Annotated in this window: 19 protein-coding genes, 3 tRNA genes, 1 pseudogene and 1 riboswitch; of the genes and pseudogenes, 8 read left to right on the forward strand and 15 right to left on the reverse strand. The window is 50.7% G+C overall.

The window, feature by feature from the left end:
• Positions 1 to 46: 46 nt before the first annotated feature.
• On the forward strand, positions 47 to 937 hold the full coding sequence (locus KJB30_RS15840; protein WP_214301129.1) for a phosphoribosylaminoimidazolesuccinocarboxamide synthase: 891 nt from the start codon (positions 47 to 49) through the stop codon (positions 935 to 937).
• A gap of 197 nt (positions 938 to 1134) precedes the next feature.
• Here the strand turns inward: KJB30_RS15840 and KJB30_RS18115 are convergent, their stop codons facing one another.
• The 7 genes and pseudogenes from KJB30_RS18115 to KJB30_RS15870 all read right to left on the reverse strand — a co-directional run bounded on the left by KJB30_RS18115 (position 1135) and on the right by KJB30_RS15870 (position 4132).
• Positions 1135 to 1566 carry an SseB family protein gene (locus KJB30_RS18115; protein WP_246545749.1) on the reverse strand — a complete coding sequence of 144 codons (432 nt, stop codon included), beginning with the start codon at positions 1564 to 1566 and terminating at the stop codon, positions 1135 to 1137.
• A gap of 30 nt (positions 1567 to 1596) precedes the next feature.
• A pseudogene (locus KJB30_RS18120) lies at positions 1597 to 1869 on the reverse strand (peptidylprolyl isomerase); the annotation flags it as partial.
• Positions 1870 to 2041: 172 nt separating this feature from the next.
• Positions 2042 to 2971: a hypothetical protein gene (locus tag KJB30_RS15850; protein WP_214301140.1), complete on the reverse strand. Its 930-nt coding sequence runs from the start codon at positions 2969 to 2971 to the stop codon at positions 2042 to 2044.
• 122 nt (positions 2972 to 3093) lie between these two features.
• A complete protein-coding gene (locus KJB30_RS15855) occupies positions 3094 to 3708 on the reverse strand; it encodes a DUF502 domain-containing protein (RefSeq protein ID WP_214301141.1) in 615 nt (204 codons plus the stop codon).
• A gap of 75 nt (positions 3709 to 3783) precedes the next feature.
• Positions 3784 to 3860 (reverse strand) — tRNA-Glu (locus KJB30_RS15860).
• 117 nt (positions 3861 to 3977) lie between these two features.
• Positions 3978 to 4055 (reverse strand) — tRNA-Glu (locus tag KJB30_RS15865).
• Between the two features lies 1 nt (position 4056).
• Positions 4057 to 4132 (reverse strand) — tRNA-Lys (locus KJB30_RS15870).
• A gap of 229 nt (positions 4133 to 4361) precedes the next feature.
• Between KJB30_RS15870 and KJB30_RS15875 the strand changes: the two genes are divergently transcribed.
• Positions 4362 to 5504 carry a DUF362 domain-containing protein gene (locus tag KJB30_RS15875; protein WP_214301142.1) on the forward strand — a complete coding sequence of 381 codons (1143 nt, stop codon included), beginning with the start codon at positions 4362 to 4364 and terminating at the stop codon, positions 5502 to 5504.
• Here the strand turns inward: KJB30_RS15875 and KJB30_RS15880 are convergent.
• Positions 5501 to 5938: a TraR/DksA family transcriptional regulator gene (locus KJB30_RS15880; protein WP_214301146.1), complete on the reverse strand. Its 438-nt coding sequence runs from the start codon at positions 5936 to 5938 to the stop codon at positions 5501 to 5503. The two genes, KJB30_RS15875 and KJB30_RS15880, sit on opposite strands and share 4 nt — an antisense overlap.
• Before the next feature lie 167 nt (positions 5939 to 6105).
• Positions 6106 to 7515: a glutamate--tRNA ligase gene (gltX, locus tag KJB30_RS15885; RefSeq protein ID WP_214301148.1), complete on the reverse strand. Its 1410-nt coding sequence runs from the start codon at positions 7513 to 7515 to the stop codon at positions 6106 to 6108.
• 461 nt (positions 7516 to 7976) lie between these two features.
• Here gltX and KJB30_RS15890 point away from each other — a divergent pair, with 461 nt between their 5' ends.
• Positions 7977 to 8450 carry a GGDEF domain-containing protein gene (locus KJB30_RS15890; RefSeq protein WP_437179742.1) on the forward strand — a complete coding sequence of 158 codons (474 nt, stop codon included), beginning with the start codon at positions 7977 to 7979 and terminating at the stop codon, positions 8448 to 8450.
• A 6-nt stretch (positions 8451 to 8456) separates the two neighbouring features.
• On the opposite strand, the gene mnmL is transcribed toward KJB30_RS15890, so the two are convergent.
• The 4 genes from mnmL to thiS form a co-directional block, all read right to left on the reverse strand.
• The gene (gene mnmL / locus KJB30_RS15895) at positions 8457 to 9407 is read right to left on the reverse strand and encodes a tRNA modification radical SAM protein MnmL/YtqA (RefSeq protein WP_214301152.1); all 951 of its coding nucleotides are present in this window, start codon (positions 9405 to 9407) and stop codon (positions 8457 to 8459) included.
• Positions 9404 to 10033 carry a thiamine phosphate synthase gene (gene thiE / locus KJB30_RS15900; RefSeq protein ID WP_214301154.1) on the reverse strand — a complete coding sequence of 210 codons (630 nt, stop codon included), beginning with the start codon at positions 10031 to 10033 and terminating at the stop codon, positions 9404 to 9406. Before thiE ends, mnmL begins: the two co-directional genes overlap by 4 nt.
• 6 nt (positions 10034 to 10039) lie before the next feature.
• Positions 10040 to 10822, reverse strand: a complete 783-nt coding sequence (locus KJB30_RS15905; protein ID WP_214301157.1) for a thiazole synthase — start codon at positions 10820 to 10822, stop codon at positions 10040 to 10042.
• Between the two features lie 70 nt (positions 10823 to 10892).
• Positions 10893 to 11093 carry a sulfur carrier protein ThiS gene (gene thiS / locus KJB30_RS15910; protein WP_214301159.1) on the reverse strand — a complete coding sequence of 67 codons (201 nt, stop codon included), beginning with the start codon at positions 11091 to 11093 and terminating at the stop codon, positions 10893 to 10895.
• Between the two features lie 43 nt (positions 11094 to 11136).
• Positions 11137 to 11238: riboswitch (TPP riboswitch) on the reverse strand.
• 163 nt (positions 11239 to 11401) lie between these two features.
• Here thiS and KJB30_RS15915 point away from each other — a divergent pair.
• From KJB30_RS15915 to KJB30_RS15935, 5 genes are all read left to right on the forward strand, one after another.
• Positions 11402 to 11734, forward strand: a complete 333-nt coding sequence (locus KJB30_RS15915) for a PilZ domain-containing protein (RefSeq protein ID WP_214301161.1) — start codon at positions 11402 to 11404, stop codon at positions 11732 to 11734.
• A 25-nt stretch (positions 11735 to 11759) separates the two neighbouring features.
• Positions 11760 to 12851 (forward strand): AAA family ATPase, encoded by a 1092-nt coding sequence (locus KJB30_RS15920; protein WP_214301163.1) that lies wholly within the window; start codon positions 11760 to 11762, stop codon positions 12849 to 12851.
• A gap of 100 nt (positions 12852 to 12951) precedes the next feature.
• Complete coding sequence (locus KJB30_RS18540) at positions 12952 to 13269, forward strand: flagellar FlbD family protein (RefSeq protein WP_214301165.1); 318 nt, start codon at positions 12952 to 12954, stop codon at positions 13267 to 13269.
• Positions 13270 to 13272: 3 nt separating this feature from the next.
• Positions 13273 to 14022, forward strand: coding sequence for a flagellar motor protein (locus KJB30_RS15930; protein ID WP_214301167.1), 750 nt, complete (start codon positions 13273 to 13275; stop codon positions 14020 to 14022).
• Between the two features lie 7 nt (positions 14023 to 14029).
• The gene (locus KJB30_RS15935; protein ID WP_214301169.1) at positions 14030 to 14815 is read left to right on the forward strand and encodes a flagellar motor protein MotB; all 786 of its coding nucleotides are present in this window, start codon (positions 14030 to 14032) and stop codon (positions 14813 to 14815) included.
• A 308-nt stretch (positions 14816 to 15123) separates the two neighbouring features.
• Here the strand turns inward: KJB30_RS15935 and ttcA are convergent, their stop codons facing one another.
• Together ttcA and metX are read right to left on the reverse strand one after the other, a co-directional pair.
• Positions 15124 to 15951, reverse strand: a complete 828-nt coding sequence (gene ttcA, locus KJB30_RS15940; protein ID WP_214301171.1) for a tRNA 2-thiocytidine(32) synthetase TtcA — start codon at positions 15949 to 15951, stop codon at positions 15124 to 15126.
• A 2-nt stretch (positions 15952 to 15953) separates the two neighbouring features.
• Positions 15954 to 17069 carry a homoserine O-acetyltransferase MetX gene (metX, locus tag KJB30_RS15945; protein WP_214301173.1) on the reverse strand — a complete coding sequence of 372 codons (1116 nt, stop codon included), beginning with the start codon at positions 17067 to 17069 and terminating at the stop codon, positions 15954 to 15956.
• Between the last annotated feature and the right edge of the window lie 9 nt (positions 17070 to 17078).

Below are 17078 nucleotides of genomic sequence, written 5' to 3' on the forward strand. Positions count from 1 at the left end.
CTGCACGCATTCAAACTCAAACGGCAGTCAGATAAGGAGACCTACCATGTCACAACTTGTTATGCAGACCGATTTTCCAAATTTGAAACTTATGGCCCGCGGCAAGGTACGGGACATTTACGACCTGGGTGAGACCCTTCTGCTGGTGACCTCAGACCGCATTTCGGCCTTCGACGTGATCATGAACCAGCCGATCCCTGACAAGGGCGTTGTGCTGACCCAGATTTCGGCCTTCTGGTTTCGCCAGATGGAAGACATTGTCAAAAACCACATCATTTCAATCGATGTGGCTGATTTCCCCGCTGAATGCCAGCCTTACGCAGATGTGCTCAAAGGGCGCTCGATGCTGGTGAAAAAGGCTCAACCCCTGCCGGCTGAGTGCATCGTGCGCGGGTATGTTTCCGGTTCCGGCTGGAAAGACTACAAGGCAACCGGCGCCATCTGCGGTATCCAGCTCCCTGCCGGCCTGAAGGAATCAGACCGCCTGCCGGAGCCGATCTTCACTCCGTCCACCAAGGCTGAACTGGGCACCCACGATGAGAACATCTCTTTCGAAAAAATGGCTGAAATCTGTGGGAAAGACCTTGCGGAGCAGGCGCGCGACTATACCCTCAAAATTTATACCCGTGCCCGGGAGCTGGCTGACCAGAAAGGGATCATCATTGCTGATACGAAATTTGAGTTCGGCGTGTACGATGGCGAACTGATCATCATCGATGAATGCATGACTCCCGACTCCAGTCGCTTCTGGCCCAAAGACCTCTATGTACCTGGCGGACCTCAACCCAGCTTTGACAAGCAATTCCTGCGGGATTATCTTGAGACACTGGACTGGGGCAAAACAGCTCCGGCACCGCCGCTGCCGATGGAAATTGTCGACAAGACTGCTGAAAAATACCGTGAAGCTCTTTATCGCATAGCCGACATTAGTATCTAAATTTTGAATGCCAAACATTCACGAAATAAGGCAGACCCATGCAACATGGCTGCCTTATTCCAGACTGTTGATAAACCCCGTCTTTTTAGGCGGGGTTTTTTATTTATAGGTTGGTGAGCCTGGATGTCGCGAAGTTGCTCAGCAGTTTGAGGCGGCCAATCGGCCGCCTTTTGCTTTTTCATGCTCTCTTCCAATTTCTATATAGTCGGCTGCTCCTGAGCTGTTGCTGCCTCGTTGCAGCGCTCCACAACCTCCCGTAGCCAGGCGATTTCATCGGGAACAAACTGTTTGGAGTATTCGGTGCCGACGTTCAGTGCCAGGTGGAGCGGCGGCATGGTGGTGGCGGCGAGTACATGTCCCGGCACTCCCACCCATTTGACCTCATTTTTTGTCCAGTTCTTCAAACGCTCTTCCGTGTCAAAAATCATCAGGTAGTCATTCCCTTCCGATTCGATAATCAGGGGCAGAACCTGCCCTTCTTCAGCTGCCGATTCTTCAGGAAGCTCTTGCGGATCAACGGTCGGGACGTAAAAGCTTGTATTAAGAAACAGGTCGTAATACTTCGACTGACGTTTGGCGTCGGCCGCATCCACTCGCAGTTCCTGCAGTGCCTGATCAAGTTCGGTCATTCCTTGAGGCCTTTCTGTTGTCTCACCCGATCGGCTGGTGACCTCTATTAGATGGTAGCCGAACTGGGTCTGGACCGGACCGAGCACCTTGTGCAATTCATCGCCAAAGACTACTTTGTCGAACTCCTTCACCATCTGGCCTGGGCCGAAAGAACCGAGGTCGCCCCCTTGGGCGCGCGACGGGCAGGAGGAATTGTTTTTGGCAACTTCTGCGAAATCGGCACCAGCTTCAATCTGGGCCTTGAGTTGCAGGCAGTGGGCTTCGGATTTCACCAGGATATGACGGGCGGTAGCAGTAGGCATTGGGGCTCCTTGGGGTGTGTGAAAAAATGTTCCGGCATAGTAGCTGAAAGGGCGGGGCAGGGCAATCATCAGATGGTTTTCCCGGTCAGCACTTGCAAGAATTATTGGCTGGGGTCCGTTCTAAGTGCCGCTTGGCAGATAGAGAGAACCGGTAAGTAGGGTTTGTTAGTACTCACTGTGGGACAGGGCTGGCTAGCTGTTGGAGAGTTAGCTGATTCTGTTGCTCTTTTGTTTTGAAGGAGAGGTAATCTTCTTTGTTGAGATCGTAGAGCTGCTTTTTGTAATGGCTTGTCATGTCGTACCAATCGTTGATTCTCCTGCTGAAACGGCTGTGCTCGGGGTGACTCATCGAGCTCATGAAAGCGTCGATCGCATAATAGTACCGCACCGCATTGCGCTCAATAGACCCTCGAGGACCGCCAATGTATATTGGTTTACCCTTTGGGTCCGTTCCGGTCACAGTGAAACCAACCTTGCTTCGAGCGAGGGTTGCAAAGTAAGCCTTAGCCGCGAGACGAAGGGCAGCACTGTCGCTGTATGCATAGCTGACGTGGACAAAGGTTCTACCTCCATCCAGGCGCAAGGCCTCGAACCTCATCTTGTGGTTCTTGGTGCCGAACGGTCCCATATCGGTAGTGAGAATGATATCAAGATAGCCTTGTTGTAGATCAGCTATCCGATAATTGTAGATGACTGGGCGGGTGTCTTCTGGGGGTTGATATTCTTTGCGACCAACGTAAAAGGTCAACTGTTCAAATTTCGGTATCTCTTTGTACGTGCAGGCCTTGACGTTGGGGTGAAGGGATACAATATCGCACCAGTTTCTAGGGACCTTAAGCACGCTGACAACGCTGCTGAAGGGATAGTTGAAGATTCCGTAGACATCGACATTTACGCTGTTATCACTCTCGAAAGACTCCAGAAAGAGAGGAAGACCGAAGCTGTTTTTTTCCAGTTTGGCCGAATTCCTGCGATAGATCTCCTGCAGGCTCTTTTCGCCCTGCGGAGACTTTTCGGCAGCGGCTGCGTGACCGGCGAAAAAGAGAATTACAACTGCAGTGAGGATGAAGAAAATTCTGGAAACACTCTTGGAAATGAGCATGCAAAAGCTTGGGATGCACATTACATATGTGCTTGAAATGCGCGGCCAGAACGGCGGCCTTGATTGGCTATGCTTTCCCGGTAACAGCATTATTATATTATAATTGCGTGCCTGGCTAAAGTCTATCCATCGCTTGGAGCGTACTGCCCTGGAATAACCATTCCGCCTGATACTACGTATTTCACCGCCTCTTCCACTGTCATCCCGCTTTCATATACCTCGCTCTCCAGGAACCAGAGTGCGAACCCGGCCATGGGATTGGGCATGGTCGGTACATACACCACTACGTAGCGGATTCCTTCTCGTTCCGCTTCACCGGTTACGAATCCAATGGCGCGGACGCCAGTACGGGGCCACTCGACGAAGACCGCCCGCCGATAGGCCGATCCCCCTTCCCGGAATACTTTAGTCACCTGCTTGCTTGAGGAGTAGATGGATTTTACAAGCGGTATGCGGGTCAGCAGTTTGTCGCCCAGTTTCAGCAGTCGTTTGCCCAGTACATTGGTAGCTACCAGGCCTGTCAGGTAAATCACAATCGCGCCGGTGATCATGCCCATGCCGGGAATGTGCCCTTCGCTGTGGCCGTAGAGCACCACCAATCTATCCAGGTGGCTGCCGAGGATGCCGTCGGCAAAATTGAAGAGAAACTTAAGGATGAAGATGGTGATTCCGAAGGGGATGATGATGAACATTCCGGCAAAAAATGTCCCTTTAAGGTGGTTGGTCACGGATTTCATGCGCTGGTCCTCCTGTTCTGATTCACTTGAGAACAAAAAAAGGCCACTTCCCATAAGAAAGTGACCTTCTGAAATTGGCGTCCCCTACCGGATTTGAACCGGTGTCGCCGCCGTGAAAGGGCGGTGTCCTGACCGGGCTAGACGAAGGGGACGCATGATCTGTCACATTTGTTCCGCCGAAGCGGTTTCTGGCCCATGGCAAATGTGACAGTTGTAAATTTTGAGAGATCCAAAAAAGCCCTTCCGCAATGCGGAAGGGCTATCATTTTTGGCGTCCCCTACCGGATTTGAACCGGTGTCGCCGCCGTGAAAGGGCGGTGTCCTGGGCCGGGCTAGACGAAGGGGACATGGTGAGCCGCGTTGGGGTCGAACCAACGACCACCTGATTAAAAGTCAGGTGCTCTACCGACTGAGCTAGCGGCTCGAAGAAGTTGTTTATACATTCTACTCTTGCTCGAGTCAATATTTTTTTTCTCAACGGCTGATTTTTTTTACCAGTAACATGGTCGGGGAGGCTATCCAAAAGCAGTAAGTTATTATACATAATTGAAATATGGTGGAGTGTGGGTTATGAATAAAAACGAGAATCCGTGTGGGTAAACTCGAGAAGAAATCGTACTTTATCGGAAAACCCGGCATTAGGAGAGGTGAAAATGTCTGAGCGAGTCAGCATAGGGTATTGTGATACCTATGACTATAAATTGCTGCGACAGGCAGTTGAATCGCTGCTCAAACCGTTGGGGGGTATAGAGGCATTTGTAAGGCCGGGAGAGCGTATTTTGCTCAAACCCAATCTGCTTGCCGCCAAGATCCCTGAAAAGGCTGTGACCACCCATCCATCCATGGTCAGGGTCGTAGCCGATCTGGTCGGTGAGGCGGGGGGGATTGTGCTGGTGGGGGATAGTCCCGGTATAGGTGGTTACCAGCGTGTTGCAGAGCGAACGGGCATAGCACAGTCTGTTCGAGACAGCGGAGCGACCCTGATCCCTTTTGATGAAACAATCGAACTTTCCGGAAATGGGACTTTCCGTCGATTGACAGTGGCACGGGCTTATTGGGAGGCTGACAAAATCATCAATCTGCCCAAATTGAAAACACACGAAATGATGACCATGACCTGTGCTGTTAAAAATTTATTTGGTGCGGTAGTGGGGACCGAAAAGGCGGGCTGGCATCTCAAGGCAGGTGCATCACGCCAGAATTTTGCCCGCCTGCTCCTTGAAATATATTTGCTCAAAAAGCCTGTGCTTAACATTGTGGATGGTGTGCTTGCCATGGAAGGAGATGGGCCGGGTAGTGGTGATCCAATTTCCTTGAATGCATTGATCGCTGGCGTCAATCCGGTGGCCGTGGATTTTGTTGCCGGTCGATTGGCAGGAATACCTTCAGCGCTCTTGCATGTGGAACGAGAGGCAGAAATATTGGGGTTGGCGGGAGCACGCCACGAGGAAGTAGAGGTTGTTGGGGATGGTTTGGATCGGTTCTCAAAAAGACCGTTCAAGCTCCCTGCTGGGGTTGATGTGCAGTTTGGTCTGCCCAATTTCCTGAAGAGTAGCCTGCGGCATCATCTCACTGCCCGACCTGTTCCGGACAGGCAGCGTTGTGTACTGTGCGGCATTTGTCGGGATGCCTGTCCACCGGGCATTATTTCAATAAAAAACAGCGTCCTGTCGATTGAAACAGGACGCTGTATTCGGTGCTGGTGTTGTCGGGAACTTTGTCCCCATGATGCAATGACGGTTCAGCGGGGACTCGTGCTGAAGCTGGTGTCCGCACTGAGGCGAGGGAAGGCTTAGCCTTCTTCTTCCTCGGCACCCAAAGGTATCTCGCGGTAAGCCCGATCTTCTTCAAAACGTTTTGTCTGTGCCTGCAGTTTTTCCAGGTCTGACTTGCATTTTACGCAGTGACGCGCAAAGGGCATGGCTTTCAAGCGGCCCAGAGGGATTTCTTCTTCGCACTCTTCGCAGATTCCATACTCGTCCTCTGCAATGCGCAGAAGCGCTTCATCGATGCTATGCAATTTTTCCCGCTCGCGGTCGCCCAGCAGCAGTCCCAGTTCGCGGTCGCGTTCTGACGATGCCTGGTCATAAATATCGCCGCTCGGTTCGCCGATCACAAGCGTCTCGGTACCGTTTTTAAGTGTCTTGTTTATTTCCTTGAGGGTGTCCGCCTTAATCTGCTGAAGGATCTCACTTATCTCACCCCATTTTTTTACAGGTTTTGTTGCCATGGTTACTCCATTTGGTATTCAGTGGTCGCCTTAAAGGCGCAAAATAATACAGATTAATTTTTGCATGTCAAGCGTAAAGGCTTTACTTGGTAAGCCGGCTTAAATGTAAGAACAAATGTATCATAAAATTTGATCCTATCAGCAAAAGAGCAAATTTAATCCTAAACCTAAGATCGACCTGCAACAAACCGACGGGCATCCTCCATTCGTTGAAGAGTCTCTTCCCTGCCTAACGTTGCGATTATTTCACCTATGCCCGGAGCCTGGGTGCTTCCGGAAAGGGCGATGCGCACCGGTTGGCCGACCTGGGGCATTTTCCAGCTCTGCTCCGTGCAGATTTCCTTGAAAAGCAGATCGTATTCTGCGGCGGTTGCTGCTGTGGATGTTGCCAGTTTTGTGATCACTGCCGAATAGACTGCCAGTAAATGTTCCTGCCCGAATTTAGCCATGCCGGCTTCATCATAGGTTACAGGTGCAATGTAATAAAACAAGGCAGCATCAGCCATTTCTATCATTGTCCGGGCGCGCTCCTGCAATGTGGTGATGGCTGAGGCCAGAGCAGGGCCACCAGCAGCAGGATCAACTCCCCGCTCCTTTAGAAATGGTGTCAGCAGTTCGGCCAGACGTTGTGGATCACCTGTTTTGATGTAATGCGCATTGAGCCAGAGCAGTTTGTCCGGGCTGAACACGCTGGCTGAGCGGCCTACGTTGGCAATATCAAACTTTGCTACCATCTCCTCGCGGCTGAAGATCTCGTCGTCGCCATGACTCCAGCCGAGGCGAACCAGATAATTGGTCAGCGCTTCGGGGAGAAAACCCATATCGCGGTAGGCGATGACGCTTGTGGCTCCATGACGTTTTGAGAGGCGAGCCTTGTCGCTTCCCAGGATCATCGGCACGTGGGCAAACTGCGGAACTGGAAATCCCAGAGCTTCGTAGAGTTGAACCTGGCGTGGTGTGTTGTTGACGTGATCGTCCCCTCGAATAACGGTTGTGATTTTCATAATGGCATCGTCAATAACCACGCAGAAATTGTAGGTAGGGGTGCCATCACTGCGCTGGATGATCAGATCATCAAGTTCTTCATTAGGAAAGCTGATTACACCCTTGATCTGGTCGTCAAAGGAGGTCGCTCCTTCATGGGGTGCCCGGAAACGGACTACAAAGGGGCGATCAACGGGCGCAGTGTCACGATCCCGGCAGGTACCGTCATACTTGGGTTTGCGCCCTTCCTTCATGGCCTGTTCGCGTTTGGCATCAAGCTCTTCAACAGTGCAATAGCAGCGATACGCTTTACCGTCATCCAGCAGTTGCTGGACATATTGTTTGTACAATGGGAAGTTGCTGGACTGGAAGAAAGGGCCTTCGTCCCAGTCAAGGCCCAGCCATTCCATTCCCTGCAAAATGGCATCTACAGATTCCTGGGTAGAGCGCTCCACATCGGTGTCTTCAATACGCAGGATGAATGTGCCGCCTGTTTTTCTGGCCAGAAGCCAGTTGAACAAGGCTGTACGGGCACCTCCCACATGGAGGTAGCCGGTGGGGCTGGGCGCGAAACGAACGCGAATTGCTGACATGTGATTGCTCCTTAAAGATGGTCTCTGCGGGCCGGGCTGAAATACGGGGCAGTTACTATAGCATTGCAGGAGGATTCGCAAAAAGGAAATTGTGTGGGAAATGATGCTTTAGGCTTTGACAATAATTTGTAATCCTTTAATAGTGTGTTTTTGTTGGCTGGAGAGGAACATTCTTTGTAGTTATCGTGGCGGTGACAATTATTCTGGAGGCGGTGGATTGCATGATGAATGAACCCAAAACAGAAAATATGGCTGCAGAGGACGAAGCTAGGTTGCTTGCTGATATTGTTGCCAGTCGCCTGGATAACAGTAACCCGCTCTTGCCTCAATTCAAACGGCTGTTCGGGATGTACAAGAATATTGAACAACGTTCAGCCAGACTTGCCGCGGAACATGAACAATTGAAATCGGAACTGGTTAACTTGGTCCGCTCACTTGATCTGACTGGCAGGGTTGACGGCATGACCGGCCTGGTGAATCGCCGCGATATGATGGAACGGATTGAACGTGAAGCAAGTCGCGCAAATCGGCACCAGAGGATTTTTTGCGCATTGCTGCTGAATATTGATAACTTCAGGCATATTAACGATGTACATGGCTATAATATCGGCGATGACGTGCTGGTAGAACTTGCCAGGGTGTTGAGAGGAGGTGTGCGCAGTGAGGATGTCTGCGCCCGTTGGGGCGGGGATGAATTCCTGATTCTATTGCCGGAAACACGCAGGGAAGGTGCAGAGGCTGTTGCCCGTAAGGTACTTGAATCAATAACCATGACCGAATTCAAGGCGCAGAAGCCGGGGATCTGGGTTACGGTCAGCATTGGAGTTCGGGGGTACGATCCCTCCCAGAATATCCATGAATGCGTTTTCAGTGCTGATAAGGCGCTTCAGCAGGCCAAACGGGACGGCAAGAACCGTTATGTCATTGCGGAGTAAAACAAGTTACTCACACCTGTCGGTACGGCATCCTTGCCACGAGCCACGCCGTTCCAATTCGTTGATCACGGCATACCACATCTGATTATTCTTCAAACCCCATCTGGGGGCAACACTGATGTTCAGTGGTGCAGAGCCATACAGGCGTTGCACTGCGACCCTCGCCGGCAGTAGTTCCAAAAAATCCGCAGCTGTGCTCACATAGTCCTGCAGTGTCAATGGGACGAATTGCCCGCGTCGAAACATTTCCGCCAACTGAGTCCCCTCCACCGCATGCAGTTGATGAAGCTTGATCGAGTTGATTGGCAGGGAAGCGATCAGATCGGCGGTCTTCAAAAAATCTTCCGCCTTCTCCCCCGGAAAGCCATAGATCAGATGGCTGCAGATATCCATGTTCCGGTCAGCTATTCTATTGACTGTATTAATGAAATCCTGAAGCGTATGTCCCCGGTTGATGCGGGAGAGGATGGCGTCATCCATGGATTGCAGCCCCAGTTCCAGGCAGACATAGTGCGTGCGAGCAATGTCTGTCAGCAGCTCCAGGGCTTCATCCGTCAGTGAGTCGGGACGGGTGCCTACGGAGATGCCGATTACATCAGGGTGTGACAGGGCGCGGTGGTACAGATCGGCCAAAAGGTCAACCGAGGCATAGGTATTGGTGTATTTCTGAAAATAGACGATGAACTTGTCCGAGCTGAGGCGCTGTCGATGGTAGGCCATGCCGTGAGCCATCTGTTCTTCCATGGGAATAACGGCTTTGGTGTCCTTGGGGGAAAACGAGACATTGTTGCAATAGATGCAGCCACCGACACCTTTGCTGCCGTCCCGATTGGGACAGGTGAAGCCGGCATCAACGTTGACCTTGCTGATCCTGCAGCCAAAACGGCGACGCAGGTAGTTGCCGTAGGAGTTAATACGGAGGTGGGGGTGTAGATTATCAGGAAAGGCTTGGTTCATGATGCTCTATTCAGGATGGTGATGATGCTGCTGGCGGCATCCTCGGGTTTTTCTGCTGAAATGATGGCGCTTATAACTGCGACGCCATGGCAGCCAGTTGTCATGGTTGCCGCGATAGAAGGTTGCTTGATCCCCCCCAAGGCAAAGACCGGAATTGTCAGGGAGTGTGCAGCATCGGCCAGTTTTGCCAGTCCAAGTGGCTTGCCGTAACAGGCTTTGGAGGGGGTAGGGTAGACCGGGCCAAAAGTAACAAAGCTGGCGCCCTCCTTTTCTGCCTGTAGTGCTTCGGCCACTGAATGTGCAGAATACCCGATCAGTGCTTCCGGCCCCAACAGCCTGCGGGCATCGATCACAGGTATACTGCCTGCTCCGATATGAACTCCGTCTGCCCCTGACGCCAGCGCAATGTCAATCCGGTCATTGATCAGCAACCGGCTGCAATGTGTTCTGGTCAGATGTCGCAGGGTGAGAGCCAGGTCGAGCAGTTGCCGTGAAGAAAGATCCTTCTCCCGCAGTTGTACTGCACGCACCCCCCCGGCCAGGGCATCTGCAACAACGGCAGGAAGGTCCCTTCCTGCCGTTGTTGCAGATCGATCGGTAATCAGATACAGAGTGAAGTCAAGCATCAGTCATCAGGAAATCATTCCATCCAAGGGGCTGGATGCATTAGCATAGAGTTTACGAGGAATCCGGCCGGCAAGATAGGAAAGCCGACCAGCTGTTACAGCAAGTTTCATGGCCTCTGCCATGGCGACTGGATTCTGCGCTCCGGCAATAGCCGTATTCATCAGCACGCCGGCACAACCAAGTTCCATGGCGATGGCAGCATCCGAGGCAGCCCCTACACCGGCATCAACGATTACCGGGACGCTAACGTTTTCAAGGATGATTCGGATGTTATAGGGGTTGCGAATTCCCAATCCGCTGCCGATTGGAGCGCCCAGTGGCATGACCGCCGCGCAACCGATATCTTCCAGTTTCTTGCAGAGGATTACATCGTCACTGCAATAGGGGAGTACGGTGAAACCTTCATTTACAAGGATTTTTGCCGCTTTGAGCAGCTCTTCATTGTCCGGGAAAAGCGTTTTTTCATCCCCCAGTACTTCCAGTTTGACAAAGTCCGACAAACCCGCTTCGCGTGCCAGTCGACAGGTGCGTATCGCATCATCGGCAGTGTAACATCCGGCGGTATTAGGCAGCAGGGTGTATTTCTTCGGATCAATATAATCCAGTAATGATTCTTTATTGCGATCACTGATGTTGACGCGTCGTACGGCAACAGTGATAATCTCTGCTCCCGATATTTCCAAAGCCTGAACCATCTGCTCGAAGCTTGTATATTTACCCGTTCCCACCATTAATCGGGAGCTGAACTCGCGGCCGGCTATCTTCAAAGTATCACTGGAAACTGGCATTACTCTCTCCTTTTTTCTGACTAATGGTGCTCTGCTGCATTCGATGGCATTGGATTAAGCAGCACCTGATCTATCCACCGCCGACAAAATGGACAATTTCCACTTGGTTCCCATTGGTCAGGACGTATGTGTCGTAGACAGCCTTGGGGACTATATCCATGTTCACTTCTACCGCCACCCGTTCGCGGCCAATTTGCAGCAGTTCCAGAAGATCGGCAACAGTGCTGCCGTCTTGTATCTCTTTTTGATCACCGTTGATTACGATCTGCATTGTTTGGTCTCCAAAATAAAAAAGCCGCGGAAGCGGCTTGAACATGGTACCCATTGCGCTTCCCTACGCCGGCATTACCCGGATCAGGTACTAAGGGTCACAGCCATCATGGCTGTTCTCAGTCGGAACTCCCCCAGCGTTTCTTCAGTTAAACTAGATGATTGAGGGTAACCTGTCAATGGTTTTGTCAGCGTTTCTGCGGCTGCCGGGACACTGCGTTTGGCCTTTGACAAATTTTCTACCCCTCTATCCGATTTATGATATAGTCCCTGCAATTTCACTTGCTTGTGGACGGTAAGGAGTTTTTGGTGGCTGATAAAAGAGATATAAAAAGGCACAAAAAACGATTGTCGATTCATTTTGGTATTGGAGAGGCTTCTCGAGTAGCCTTTACAGAGGATATTTCCATGGGCGGTATGTTCATCAAGACCCCCAATGTAGCTCCCCCCAATGCCGTGATCAGGATCCAGTTTTCAGTCGGAGACGTTCCGGTGGTGCTGGATGCACGGGTTATGTGGGCAAAAAAAGTACCCCAGAACATGTTCCATCTCGTAAAAAAAAGCGGCATGGGAGTTCGCTTTCTTCGTTTTCATTCCGGTGAAGAGCAATATCTGGAACTTTGCAAAGAGATGCATGGGTAACATAAGACTTTGACGGGAGGCCTGTATGTGCAAGAAAATTTTTATTGGAGCTACCGGACAGCACTGCGGCAAGACGACCATCAGTCTTTCATTGATGCACCTTGCGAGGAAGCAGTATGAGCGTGTTGGTTTCATCAAACCTTTAGGTCCCAAATGTATTCAGTATCGTGGACTGACAATGGACATGGATGCTGCCATGATCTCCGGAGTGTATGGTTTACATGAAGATGCTCATCTCATGTCTCCCATGACGTTGACCTCCGGATCCACCCGCCGTTTTCTTGACGGCGAAATCGCATCAGAATATCCCCGTGAAGTGATACTTAAAGCTGTCCGAGAGCTTGAGAAAAAAAATGATTTTTTGATTATAGAAGGGGCTGGTCACGGAGGGGTCGGGTCGGTTGTCGGTATGAACAATGCCTGCATTGCCTCCCTGGTCGAGGCGCCGGTGCTGATGGTAGCTGTTGGCGGTATTGGAAGCGTCATCGACGCTGTTGAGCTTAATCTTGCTCTATACCGGGAATCAAAAGCCGATGTCCGTTTCATAATGGTGAACAAACTGGTGGCGGAGAAAAAAGAACGTTCACTTACCTATTTGCGGAAATCTTTTGCTAACAAGGGACTGATTGTAACCAGTGCTTTTGACTATTCTCCAGTTTTGGCTCATCCCACCCTCAATCATGTAGCCGATGTGCTGGGGCTTCCCTTAATGGGCACACCTGAGGAAGGCACACGTATCTGCCATACAATCCAGTTGGGGGCTGCTTCATCACAGAGAGTTATTGATCACCTGGAAGATTCCACCCTCCTGATTGTCACAAGTTCACGTGATGAACTGATTGTGACTGCATCATCTCTGCACCAGATTCCGGCTTTCAAACAGAAACTTGCAGGTTTGATCATCAGTGGTCATGCCCCGATGTCCCGAATTACACAGCAGATATTGGAAGATAGTGGGATTCCCTATATTCGTATTATGGAAACCTCTTCTGAAGTCTTTCATCTGCTACGGGAGCATGTTTCAAAAATAGGTCCTGAGGATAAGGAGAAGATTGACCTGATTAATTCAATCGCTGAACGCTATATCGATTTTGAAACAATAGATGCCATTCTTTAATGCGTCTAATTAATTAATTTTAAATGGTAAAAAGTTCTTGACCCACAGCTGTTTTTGCTATTTATAGTTCAGGTAATCACTGCCTTCATAGGTAAAAAATATGATTTTTTTGACACGTTTGGATAAACAGCAGACCTATCTCAATCCTGACCACATTGTAAGCATTGAGGAAACTCCTGATACTGTGATCACTCTGTTTAACGGTCATCACTTTATCGTTCGAGAATCCGCTAAGGTGATTATCAGTAAGATTATAGCGTTTCGAGCGCAGGTCTCACGTCGTTCCCAGCCACCCGTCAAAAAGCACTTCGCCCGGCATAGGAAAAAACAGTTTCGCAGCAGAACATTAAATAAAGATCTCTGTCCTCTCGATCGGGACACGCCGCTCTCTTCGCCATTTCACAGTCAGGATCACTAGAGTATGGATTTAGCAACCGTTATAGGCTTGCTCATGGGGTTTGGCGCCGTTTTTGGCGGCGCCTTCCTTGAAGGCTTGCATCTCTCCGCCCTTATTCAGCCCACTGCTGCCCTGATTGTTCTGGGTGGTACATTTGGCGCTACCTTTATATGTTTTCCGCTTCCTGCAATTATTCAGGCTTTCAAGGATGTGAAAATAGCTTTTCTGCCTCCAAAGGTTGATCATGAAGCGGTGGTAAAGGACATTATTAACTATGCTACAAAAGCACGCAGGAACGGCCTGATCTCTTTGGAACAGGAAGCACAGTCTGCCAAGGACGGCTTCATAAAAAAGGGAATTTCTCTGGTGGTCGACGGCATCGATCCTCAGAAATTGCGTGAAACTCTGGAAGCTGACATCATGGCCTATGAGGATCACAGCAAGCATAGCATCGAGTTTTACGAAGCCGCTGGTGGATTTTCACCCACCATCGGTATAATCGGTGCCGTTCTTGGACTGATTCACGTCATGAGTAACCTTTCCGATACTTCCAAACTCGGTGCCGGTATCGCCGTAGCCTTTGTTGCCACCATCTACGGTCTGATGGTCGCCAATATCATCTGCCTGCCCATTGGTACCAAGCTGAAGATTCGCATGAAAGAGGAGATGCTCCGTCGAGTCATGATCCTGGAGGGTTTGATTGCCATCCAGAACGGCGAGAACCCGCATTTCATCGAACAGAAGCTGAAGGCCTACGTGGGGGGTGGCCACTGATCCTGCCATGGCACTGAAAAAACAACCTGAAAAGCATGTCAACCACGAGCGCTGGCTCGTTTCCTACGCAGACTTCATTACACTCCTGTTTGCCGTCTTTGTGACCTTGTATGCGATGTCCCAGAGCGACAAGAAAAAAACGGAAGAAGTGATGCAGTCCATTCAACAATCTTTCGGCATGATTCAATCCAGTGCCCCAGCGCCGAAAATTAATGTTATTCCCTCCCAGCAAATGTCTGTCATTCCTGCCATCAAGCCGCAGATATCTATTGTAGCCGGTTCTCGAGCTGCTCGAGGACAAACAAGGACTCGTGCTGAAGAAAAAGATTTCCGCCAGATCAAATCAACCATAGAAGCATACCTGGTTAAGCAAGGCGCTCAGCATAAAGTCAGCCTCACCATTACCCGCCGAGGTCTGATTGTCAGTCTGAAGGAAGCAGGTTTTTTTAATTCAGGTCAGGCGAATATCCGTCCCGATGCCTATGAACTGATTAATACGATCTCAGAGGTAGTAACCCAATACAACAACCCTTTACGGCTTGAGGGGCATACCGACAATATGCCAATCAGTACAGGGCAATTCCCTTCAAACTGGGAACTTTCTACTGCCCGAGCCACCAACGGACTTAAATATCTGCTTAAGCACTTCGATGTAGATCCTGAAACCATATCAGCCACTGGCTATGCTGAATTCCGTCCCCTCGCTAGCAACGACACTTCAGAAGGACGTGCCAGGAACAGGCGCGTTGATTTGGTCATGCTTTCAAGTGAAGGCGAACGTGGGGAACCGTAGAGATTCTCTCTTTTCCAGTTTTGAAGTGATATGATTTCTCTGCAGTACTACACCATTTCATCCTGTCACATTCCTTCCCGTTTACCTGATTTACTTCTTTTTAATCAAGAACCTCCATATTCGTAAACCAGATATAATTTCTCCTTTGCGTTTGTTTATTGATGTGGCTTGCGACATATCCTGTCAAACCTCTGTGCTACCTTTTAGAAAAAGGAATGGAGGTTGGTATGGAACCAATTGTTTTGCTGGGGCTGGTGGTTGTTGTCTATGGAGGGTATGTTGCGGCGATGGAGCTGCTGGAAGATATTTCAGTCCTGTTTCCGCGGCGTGCCAGAAGCATCAGAACAGGTCGTAGTCGGGAACTCGGCCGCAAGCCGTGTATCAAGAAGATGGCGGGGATGCACATTTGAGAGTGCCTTCAGCATGCTGTTCTTGATGTGTGGAATTTCCTTCTCCAGCTCTTTCAGCAGATTTTTCATCCGTTTGCGTTGTATGTCCGCCTTTCCGCAGACAGGGCAGCAGCAGCAGACCACAGGTAATCTGTTTTCATGCGAGAACCGGATGATATCAGCTTCGGTCGCATAGACCAGTGGGCGTATTACAGTTGTCTCTCCATTGTCGGCCAGCATGCGGGCTGACATGGCTTTTAGTGAGCCAACGAAAAACTGGTTCAGCAGCAGAGTCTCTATGAAGTCATCGCTGTGATGCCCCAGAGCCAGTTTGTTGCAGCCGAGCTGCGAGGTCAGTCCATAGAGCACACCCCTTTTGAGGCGCGCACAGATCGAGCAGTAGGATGAGCCGGGGCGGCGTTTTTCGGAAATAATGTCAAAATGAGTCGTCTTTTCCAGATGATGCTCGATCCCCTGCTCGCTAACAAATTTTTCGATGATGTCGGTGCGGAACCCGCGGTAGCCAGAATCTATGGTGACTGCAACGATATCAAACTTGATCGGCGCACGCCGCCGCAGTTCCTCCAGCAGTAGCAGCATCGTATAGGAATCCTTCCCTCCTGAGACAGCCACTGCTACCCGATCCCCCTCCTCTATCAGGCCAAAGTCAGCCACAGCTTTGCCCACATTGTGCCGCAGCTTCCGGAACAGTTCGTTTTTCTGTAGTTCATTACGCAGTTCTGACATTTTCAGTTTCCTTCTTTGTCGGCAACGCCGGCCAGGAAGGCCCTGACCATGGGAGCAAATGTCTCGTGCTCCAGCAGAAAGGCATCGTGTCCATAGGCAGAAGTGATCAAGTGATATTCCACAGGTTTGCCGAGTTCCTCCAGGCAGGTGACCATCTGTTCGGTCTGATAAGGGGGATAGAGCCAATCAGAGGTAAAGGCGAAGAACTGTAGCGGAGCTTTTACCTGGCTGAAAGCATCTGCCATTGATTCGTAGCCCCAGGTAACATCGTACAGGTCCAAGGCTTTGGCAAGATAGAGGAAGGAGTTCGCATCGAAACGGTCCACAAAGTTGTAGCCGTTATAGTTCAAATAGCGCTCGATCTCGAACTGTCCGAAAAAGTCAAATTGGCCATCCCGGGCGGAGAAGCGCCGTCCGAACTTGGCGTTCATCGACTCATCCGAGAGGAAGGTGATGTGCCCGATACCGCGCGCAAGGGCAAGTCCATCCTTGGGGTTGTGCTTGTATTCCCCCTTGCGCCAGGTGGGATCATTGAAGATGGCCCAGCGAGCCACGGCATTCAAGGCTATGGCCTGTGGAGAAGGTTGTGGAGTTGATGCCAGTATGATAGCCGAACCGATAGCATCGGGATATTGGGTTGCCCACTCAAGGGCCTGCATGCCCCCCATGCTGCCCCCCATGACGCATAGCAGTCTGTCGATGCCAAGGGTTTCTACCAGCATTTTCTGGGCACGCACCATGTCGCGAGCGGTTATAACCGGAAAAGAGAGGTTATAGCGTTTTCCGGTCTTGGGATTTATTGAAGCCGGGCCGGTGGAACCGAAGCAGGAACCGATTACGTTGGAACAGATGATGAAGTATTTGTCGGTATCCAGCAGGCGTCCCGGGCCGACGATGGCATCCCACCAGCCCGGCTTCGAATCTTCGGCATTGAGCTTTCCGGCAAGGTGGGCACTTCCGGTCCAGGCATGTCCGACGAGGATGGCATTGGAGGCAGCAGGGTTGAGGGTTCCATAGGTTTCATAGGCAAGGGTGATGGGAGCGAGTATCCTGCCACTGTCAAGCTTGATGCCCTGATCAAAGGTTACGGTCTGTTCCTTGACAATGCCGACTGACATGAAAAAGCC

It is taken from the genome of Pelotalea chapellei (assembly GCF_018531195.1).
GTDB classification, from domain to species: Bacteria; Desulfobacterota; Desulfuromonadia; order Geobacterales; family Pseudopelobacteraceae; genus Pelotalea; species Pelotalea chapellei.